The organism is Nocardia sp. NPDC058640, from assembly GCF_042716995.1.
GTDB lineage: Bacteria > Actinomycetota > Actinomycetes > Mycobacteriales > Mycobacteriaceae > Nocardia.
This window is the reverse complement of sequence record NZ_JBHXRG010000005.1, coordinates 289768-297707: the sequence shown is the minus strand read 5'-3', so window position 1 is coordinate 297707 and position 7940 is coordinate 289768. Positions and strand designations below refer to the sequence as shown.

The window sequence follows — 7940 nt, the reverse complement described above, 5'->3', positions numbered from 1 at the left end:
AAAACGCTCGACTGGGATACCCCAGCCGAGCGTCTGCGTGATCTACTCACCGTCTAACACCAGCGGTGTTGCGACGACCCCTAGAAATCGCCCAGGTGGCCCTCAGGGGTTTTCAGACGTCGAGCGTGACCTCAACGGATCACAGAGGCGGGAACCCCGACGAGCCGGTGGCCATCCAGTTCCAGAACTCGGTGACGCGGTTGAGGACCAACGCCATGATATCGAGGGCAGTGCTTCCCATGAGCTTCCTAACATCGAACGAACACTTCGCAGTTCACCCTAGCAACCGGCGGCGCGGAGGCGAGGTTGTGATCTCGGACAGATGCGACAGTTCGCATATTGTGGACGGCTGATGAATTGCGTCAGATGAACGCCCGGGAAACGCAGTTGGACGACCGCCCATCTGCGGTGTGATGACGCCGACATGCATCAATTCTTTCGCGGTGAACAAAATATCGGCAGACGTCAGCGTTCCTGAACAGAGATAGTCCAAATCGCTTGCCCGCCAGCAGGTATCGGCCAGGAACGTCAACAAATGCGCAGGCCGAAGAGTTATGTTCAGCGAAATCGTGACCGCCGTCACGGTAATGCTTTCAGCAAATTCACAGATACGATCGAGCTCGCAGTTATCAAGCATCAGGCGGCACACCGAGGTGCACTCCCGATTTCCCCCTTCCGCCGTTTCGGCACGCATTGGTCACGAGGTGAACCCGGTCATGGAATACACCCACCTGTCCGAATTCGAGATCCGTCCGGGCACGCTGTCGATGTGGACGCCGCAGCTCCCCGCGCACGCGTGGCAGTCCGACGACCGCCCGCTGACCAGCGTGCATGCCGACTACTGCGGCAGCGTGGATCCCGCCGATCCCCTGCCCGGTCGTGGCCGCTGGATCGGCACCATCTTCGAAATGGACGCACCGCTGGACAGCGCGACCTGGTGCGAAACGCTGCGGCGCTGGCATGCCAGGCACGAAGGACTGCGCACCACGGTGAGCACCGAATCCGCGGGCGAACCGCGCAGGCTCGTCGCCGGCGGCACCGAGGTCGGCATCGCCGAAGAGCCGGTGCACGGCCTCACCGACGGCACCCGCATCAACGAATTCCTCAGCGGCACACTCGAACAGCGACTGTCCCCGCTGACCTGGCCGCACTGCCTCGCGGCCACCGTGGCACACGACACCGACGATTTCACCGTCTTGGTTGCCGCCGATCACTCGGTGATGGACGCGTACGCCCAGGCCATCCTGATCCTGGAATTGCGCACGCTGTACCGCGAGGTCATGGCGGGCGAGCAGTCGCGCGAATCGGTCACGTTCGGCAGTTCGGCCGACTTCGCCGTGCTCGAGCGCGCGAACGCCGCCGAGCTGGACGCGAACTCGCCCGCGGTGGAGACCTGGCGGGAATTCCTCGCCGACGGCGCGATGCCGCGCTTCGCCGCGCACGCGCAACGCCCCGCGAGCGCGGATCTGCCGCAGCCCAGCGTGTCGCGGAAGCTGCTCGATCTGCCCGATCTCGAGCAGGTCGAGTCCGCGCTGGATCAGGTGCGGCATCGGATGTCGGTGGCGGTGTTCGCCGCGCTGGCGGTGGCCCATCAGCAGCGGTTCGGCGACGACCGGATGCGCACGGCGATGCCGATCGCCACCCGCCCGGATGTGCGCTGGATGGAGTCGATGGGCTGGTTCGTCAACGTGGTCCCCGTCGACATCGCGCTCACACCCGGCTCGGGCATGGCCGACGCCATGGAGCGCACCCGCACGGCATTGCGCAGTTCGCGCACCGCCAACGACGCGTCCTGGTCTCGGGTGATGGAACTGCTCGAGGTGGCCGAAACGCCGCGCTTCGGGATCTCCTTCCTCGATATTCGCGTGCTACCCGGCTATGAACTGGTCGCTGACCTGCGCGGTCGCACCTTGCGCGCGCAGTCGTACTCGCCCGACGAGGTCTTCCTGTGGATCGTGCGCGCCGCCGACGGCTTGTATGTGTCGACCCGGTACCCCGCCGGACTCCCGGCCGAGGTGATGGACGAATTCCTGTCCGCGTTCGGGCAGGCGATGTCGTCGATCGTGGACACAGTGACTTCGGCCGATGCAGGGCTGCCGCGCGTCGCCGTGCAGGCGGGGTGAGGGGATGCGGGCGCTGTTGGCTTTCACGGGCAGTCGCGGTGACGCGCAACCCGGCATCCTGCTGGCGCGGGCGTTGCGAGCGCGCGGTCACGACGTGACTGTGGCGCTGGCGCCGAACCTCGTCTCGTTCGCCGAAGACCACGGCGTGCCCGCGGTCCCGTTCGGTCGCGACACCGCCGACCTGCTGCAGGCGCAGCGCACCGATCAGCGGTTCGCCAGCCGCGATCCCCGCGCCCGGCTGCGCGCACTGTTCGACCTGCAGCGACGAGGCGTCCCCGAGCAACTGCACGACCTGCGCGCGCTGGTCCCGGACCATGATGTGGTGGTCGCGGGGATGGCGGGCGAGGAAGTCGCCGAGTCGGTGGCGCGGGAGGTCGGGCTGCCGTTCGCGGCGGTGCACTTCTTCCCGATTCAGCCCAACAGTGCCGTTCCGGTCGCGCCGGTGAGCTGGGCGGCCCGACTTCCCGGATTCGCCCATCGGTGGGGTTGGACGATGCTGGCCCGCGCTCGAGCCGCCGCGCTGGCTCCGGTCCTACCCGCCGCATCCCGAGTTACGGTGCGGAGCAAGCGAATTCAGGCTTACGATCCGCAGCTGTTCCCTGGTGTCAGCGACCAGCTACCAGGCCCGTTCACCGGCTTTCCGGTCGATGCGGACGGATTCCTCACCAGCACAACAGATTCCACCTCTCTGCAACAGTGGCTCGATGCGGGAACCGCACCGATCTACGTCGGCTTCGGCTCCATGGATGTCGGCGACCCGGCCGCGTTCGTCGCGATGCTGCGGCAGGTGTGCGCCCGACGTGGCCGCCGATTGCTGCTCGCGTCGGGTTGGGCGTCGATCGCCGCGGGCTTCGAACCGGATGTCGCCGTTGTCGGACAGGTCGATCACGCTTTGGTACTGCCTCGTTGTGTCGCCGCGGTGCATCACGGCGGAGCCGGCACCACCGCGGCCGCCTTGAGAGCCGGTGTGCCGCAGGTGATCTGCTCGGTGCAGGCGGATCAGCCGTACTGGGGCCAGGCATTACAGCGCCTCGGCCTCGCCGCCACGATTCCGGCGAAGCAGCTGACCGGCGAACGCCTAGACACCCTGCTCGACCGGATCACCCGGCCCGAGGTGGTCCTGCGCTCCGCCGCCTATGCCGCCGATTTCGCCACCGATGGTGTGGAACGTGCCGCCGATGCCGTCGAGGAACTGGCCATTTCGCCATCGACAGAGTTGTTCCATTCCGCCGGGAGGCAACTATGACTACCGAGATCGCCATCCGCACAACCGGTTTGGGCAAGTCCTACGGTGACTTCACCGCCGTCGGCAGTGTCGACCTCACCATCGAGGCGGGCACCGTGTTCGCCCTGCTCGGCCCCAACGGCGCGGGCAAAACAACGACCGTCCGCATGCTCGCGACTCTGGTGCGCCCCGATCGCGGCACCGCCGAGATCTTCGGCTACGACATCACGCGCGACGCCACCGCCGTACGTTCGATGATCGGCCTCACCGGCCAGTACGCGTCGGTCGACGAAACCCTCACCGCCGGTGAGAATTTGCGCCTGTTCGGCCGCCTGCTCGGCCTGTCCCGTAGTGATGCCGCACGGCGCAGCGCCGAACTCCTCGAAGAATTCGAACTGTCGAAGGTCACCGATCGTCCGGTGCACCAGTTCTCCGGCGGCATGCGCCGACGCCTGGATCTGGCGGCGACGCTGATCACCGACCCGCCGCTGATCTTCCTCGACGAGCCGACCACCGGCCTCGACCCGCACACCCGCGACAAGATGTGGGGCATCATCCGCAAGCTCGTGGCCCGCGGGGCGACCGTGCTGCTCACCACGCAATATCTCGAGGAAGCCGACGCGCTCGCCGACCGGATCGCCGTGATCGACCGCGGGACGATCGTCGCCGAGGGCACCGCCGCGGAGCTGAAGGCTTCCATCGGCGACCAGGTGTTGCGCCTGGATCTGGTCGATGCGGCGCAGTCCGCCCATGCCGAGTCCATCGTCGCCGAGCTCACCGGCGAGGTGCCCGAGGGGTCGTCGGCGGGCACGCTGACCATCGCGCTGACCGATGCCGGCATCGCCGCCGACATCGTCGCCGCCTGCCGCACCGCGGGGATCGAACTGCGAAGTTTCGCCGTCGACCGTCCCGACCTCAACGCCGTGTTCCTCGCTCTGACCGGCACCGACCGCGTCGCCGCCTGATCCGAAAGACCGAGGCCATCATGACCGTCACCATCGCTGAGAAGGCTGTCGAACGGACCACGATCGACCGCCGCCCCCGCATCACCCACGTCAGTCTGCGCGCCTCCCTGTTCCAGTCGCTGATGATGGCGTGGCGGGGCCTGCTCACCTTCCGGCACAGTCCGCAGTTGCTCTACGACGCACTGTTGCTGCCCATCGTCGGGCCGCTGCTGTTCGGCAGCATCTTCGGCACCGCCATCGCGGGCAGCACGCAGGCGTATCTGCCGATTCTCATTCCGGGTGTGCTGGTTCAGATCGTGCTCACCTCATCGGTCGCGACCGGTGTGCAGCTGTCGGAGGACATTCGGTCGGGGGTGTTCGATCGGTTCGTCGCCATGCCGATCGCCCGGTCGGCACCGGTCGCGGGAGCGCTACTGGCCGGGGCCACCCGGTACGTGATCGCCGCGACCACGGTGGTGATCGTGGGGTTCTCGATGGGTTATCGGCCCGATCATCCGGTCGGGTTCGTCGCCGGGGCGGTCCTGGTCGTGCTGGCTACCACGGCGATCAGCTGGCTGTTCGCGTTCATCGGTGTCACCGTGTCCAGACCCGCTGCGGTGCAAGGCATGTCGATGCTGGTGCTCACCTTCCTGAGCTTCGCGTCCAATGCCCTGGTCCCCGAATCGGCGATGCCGACCTGGCTGCGATACGTCTCCGACTACAACCCGGTGTCCTACCTCGTGTCCGCGGTGCGCGGCCTGGCCGAGAACGGTGTGGTCGGTGTCGACGCACTGTGGTCGGTGGTGGCCTCGCTGGTGATCGCCGCCGTGTTCGCACCCCTGACCGTTCGCACGCTGCGTGCTCGCTGAGGAGTTCTGATGACACTCACTACTTCCGCGCCGGTCAACCGGCTCACCGCCGACGACGACCTGTTCTTGAAGCTGCACAGCCTCTACGGCAACGCCCTGGTCAACCAGCTCGCCTGGCGGTTCGACGAGCCTGTCGATCGCGACGTGCTCGCCCGCTTCCACGCCCAGCTCGCGCAGGGTTTCCTGGCCCGTCGAGTGCACAACGCACGACTGCCTTTCGCCCGGCCGTACTGGCTGCCCGCGACGGCATCGCTTCCGCTGGGCTGGGACTCCGCGCCGGTGGCCGACGACGAGATCCTGGACTGGTACTTCGCCCAGAGTCGCGTCGACTTCGAGCCCGAGACCGGGCAGGTATGGCGACTATCCGCCGCGCCGACCACCTCGGGCGGAACCCTGGTTTCGCTGGTGACCTCGCATGTGGCCTCCGATGGTGGCGCGGTGCTCTTCGCCGTCGGCGACGCACTGTCCAGACTCGGCGAATCCCCCGACCGCGCAACCGGTTCGGGAACACTGGTCGGTATCCCGCCACGAAACAGCCTGAGCGCGAATGTGATCGACGCAGGTCACCAACTGCGCGCAGTCGCGAAAGGCATCCGAGCAGCGATCGCCGCCCGCGCCGTCACCGAACCCGACCGCAACCCACGACCCGACACACCCCCGCTCCCCCTCCCCCCGCGTTGGTCACCCGCGGACCTGGTCGTCCAACTCGACCTCGCCGAGTGGAATGCCGCCGCCGCAACACATTCCGGCACCACCAACGGCCTGCTGATCGCCCTCGGCGCAGGCATCCTGGGCCGCAGCGGACGCGTCGGCGACACCGCCGACATCCGCGTCGACATCCCGAACTCGATGCGCACCACCGACGACCCGCGCGCGAACGCCACCACCGGCCTCCCGATCTCGGTCACCTACCGCGCCGGCGAACCCATCGACCTCGCAGCCGTCCGCGCAGCGGTGAAACGCGCCGCCACCGCCTACCGCGACCCAGCCACGACGCCCGCCCTGCAACACCTCCAACCGGTGCAAATGATCCTGCCCCGCTTCGTCCTACGCCACTTCGCCCGCACCGCCAAGGCACCGGAATGCCTGTGCACCAACCTCGGTGAAACCGCCCAGGGCGTGTCCACCATCGCAGGCCACAAAGCCTCAGCGGTGCTCATGCGCCCCGTCGTGTGCACCAACGACACCGAGATGTTCCGCCGAGTAGAAGTAGGCGTCAACCTGTCCTTCGCCACCGACGGCCACACCATCACCCTCGCCATCACTGGCGCAGACCCCGACCGCTTCCCCACCCGCACCGCCTTGCGCACCCTCGCCACCGCCGAATTCGAATCCTGGGGTCTCACTGCCCATTTCTGGTGACGACCGGGTTGCTCACCGCGCGTACGGCTGCGCGGGCGGCGACGAGAACGGGATCCCAGACCGGCGAAAACGGTGGGGCGTAGCCGAGATCGAGGAAGGTCACCTGCTCCGCCGTCATTCGCGCGGTGAGCGCTACGGCGGCGATGTCGATGCGTTTGGCGGCGCCATCGCGGCCGACGATCTGCACGCCGAGCAGTCGGCCGGTGCGGCGTTCGGCCAGCATCTTCACCGTCATGGGGTGCGCGCCAGGGAAATACCCCGCGCGTCCGGTGGATTCGATAGTGACACTGTGGAATTGAAGCCCGGCACGGCGAGCGTCCTTCTCCCCCAGGCCGGTTCGCGCCACCTCCCACTCGCACACCTTGCTCATGGCGGTGCCGACCACACCGGGGAAGGTAGCGTATCCGCCGCCGACACCCGTGCCGATCACCTGCCCGTGCTTGTTCGCGTGGGTGCCCAGCGGAATGTGACGCAGCGTGTCCGACACCAGATCCAGCACCTCTACACAGTCACCACCGGCCCAGATATCGTCGAACCCGCGTACCCGCAGAGCGAGATCGGTGAGCAAACCACCACTGGCACCCAGCGGCAGCCCCGCCTCGCGCGCCAGATCAGTGGCGGGCCGCACACCGATCCCCAGCACCACAACATCGGCCGGGTAGTCGCCGTGCGCGGTCGTCACAGCGCACACCCGCCCGTGCTCGCCGATGCGCATCCCGGTCACCTCGGTATCACGAACGAGCCGAATTCCCATCCCCTCCATGGCTTCCCGCACCAGCGCACCCATATCGGCATCCAAGGTCGCCATGGGTTCGGCCGCCCTGGTGATCATGGTGACCGCGAACCCTCTGCGCACCAACGCTTCTGCCATCTCGACACCGATATACCCGGCACCGACCACGACGGCTTCGCGCCCGGTCGCGGACTCCAACGCCTCGATGAGCGCCTGCCCGTCGTCGAGAGTCTGCACCCCATGAACACCGTCTGCATCGATGCCGGGCAGTGGCGGACGAATCGGCGTCGCCCCCGTGGCAATCACCAGCTTGTCGTACTCCATCCAAGCCTGCGCGTCGCTATCGAGATCACGCGCCAGCACCCGCTTGCGCTCGGTATCGATCTCGATCACCTCGGTCCGCATCCGCAGATCGATATCGCGTGCGCGATGTTCGTCGGCGGACCGCGCGATCAGATCATCGGCCTCCGCCACATCCCCGGCAACCCAATACGGAATACCGCACGCCGAATACGACGCGTGATCCCCCTTCTCGAACACCACGATCTCGAGCTCCCCAACCCCCCGCAACCGACGAGCCTGCGACGCCGCCGCCATCCCCGTAGCATCCGCGCCGATAACCACCATGCGTTCGCCCATGCCCCCACCGTATGCCCGTCATCGCTCGACATGGCGGTGCGCGCA

The 7940-nt window shown here is 67.2% G+C and carries 7 protein-coding genes; 5 read left to right on the top strand and 2 right to left on the bottom strand.

The annotated features are described in order from the left end of the window. Positions 1–274: 274 nt before the first annotated feature. Entirely contained in the window at positions 275–694 is a 420-nt protein-coding gene (locus ACFWU5_RS10580) for a hypothetical protein (protein WP_379266912.1), read from the bottom strand. A 22-nt stretch (positions 695–716) separates the two neighbouring features. On the opposite strand from ACFWU5_RS10580, the gene ACFWU5_RS10575 reads away from it, so the two are divergent. The 5 genes from ACFWU5_RS10575 to ACFWU5_RS10555 are packed head-to-tail and all read left to right on the top strand — an operon-like array spanning position 717 to position 6523. After that, positions 717–2123, top strand: a complete 1407-nt coding sequence (locus ACFWU5_RS10575) for a condensation domain-containing protein (RefSeq protein WP_379266911.1) — start codon at positions 717–719, stop codon at positions 2121–2123. 4 nt (positions 2124–2127) lie between these two features. Beyond that, complete coding sequence (locus ACFWU5_RS10570; protein ID WP_379266910.1) at positions 2128–3369, top strand: glycosyltransferase; 1242 nt, start codon at positions 2128–2130, stop codon at positions 3367–3369. Further along, positions 3366–4313, top strand: coding sequence for an ATP-binding cassette domain-containing protein (locus tag ACFWU5_RS10565; protein WP_379266908.1), 948 nt, complete (start codon positions 3366–3368; stop codon positions 4311–4313). The genes ACFWU5_RS10570 and ACFWU5_RS10565 overlap by 4 nt, the downstream gene beginning before the upstream one ends. A 20-nt stretch (positions 4314–4333) precedes the next feature. Next, positions 4334–5161 (top strand): ABC transporter permease, encoded by an 828-nt coding sequence (locus tag ACFWU5_RS10560; RefSeq protein WP_379266907.1) that lies wholly within the window; start codon positions 4334–4336, stop codon positions 5159–5161. Positions 5162–5170: 9 nt separating this feature from the next. Beyond that, positions 5171–6523, top strand: a complete 1353-nt coding sequence (locus tag ACFWU5_RS10555) for a hypothetical protein (RefSeq protein WP_379266906.1) — start codon at positions 5171–5173, stop codon at positions 6521–6523. Here the strand turns inward: ACFWU5_RS10555 and ACFWU5_RS10550 are convergent. Continuing rightward, the gene (locus ACFWU5_RS10550) at positions 6504–7895 is read right to left on the bottom strand and encodes an FAD-dependent oxidoreductase (RefSeq protein WP_379266905.1); all 1392 of its coding nucleotides are present in this window, start codon (positions 7893–7895) and stop codon (positions 6504–6506) included. The genes ACFWU5_RS10555 and ACFWU5_RS10550 overlap by 20 nt on opposite strands. Positions 7896–7940: the final 45 nt, after the last annotated feature.

Coding starts and splice junctions, on each gene's coding strand:
- ACFWU5_RS10580 (WP_379266912.1), bottom strand. CDS start 694: ATGCGTGCCGAAACGGCGGAAGGGGGAAATCGGGAGTGCACCTCGGTG.
- ACFWU5_RS10575 (WP_379266911.1), top strand. CDS start 717: ATGGAATACACCCACCTGTCCGAATTCGAGATCCGTCCGGGCACGCTG.
- ACFWU5_RS10570 (WP_379266910.1), top strand. CDS start 2,128: ATGCGGGCGCTGTTGGCTTTCACGGGCAGTCGCGGTGACGCGCAACCC.
- ACFWU5_RS10565 (WP_379266908.1), top strand. CDS start 3,366: ATGACTACCGAGATCGCCATCCGCACAACCGGTTTGGGCAAGTCCTAC.
- ACFWU5_RS10560 (WP_379266907.1), top strand. CDS start 4,334: ATGACCGTCACCATCGCTGAGAAGGCTGTCGAACGGACCACGATCGAC.
- ACFWU5_RS10555 (WP_379266906.1), top strand. CDS start 5,171: ATGACACTCACTACTTCCGCGCCGGTCAACCGGCTCACCGCCGACGAC.
- ACFWU5_RS10550 (WP_379266905.1), bottom strand. CDS start 7,895: ATGGGCGAACGCATGGTGGTTATCGGCGCGGATGCTACGGGGATGGCG.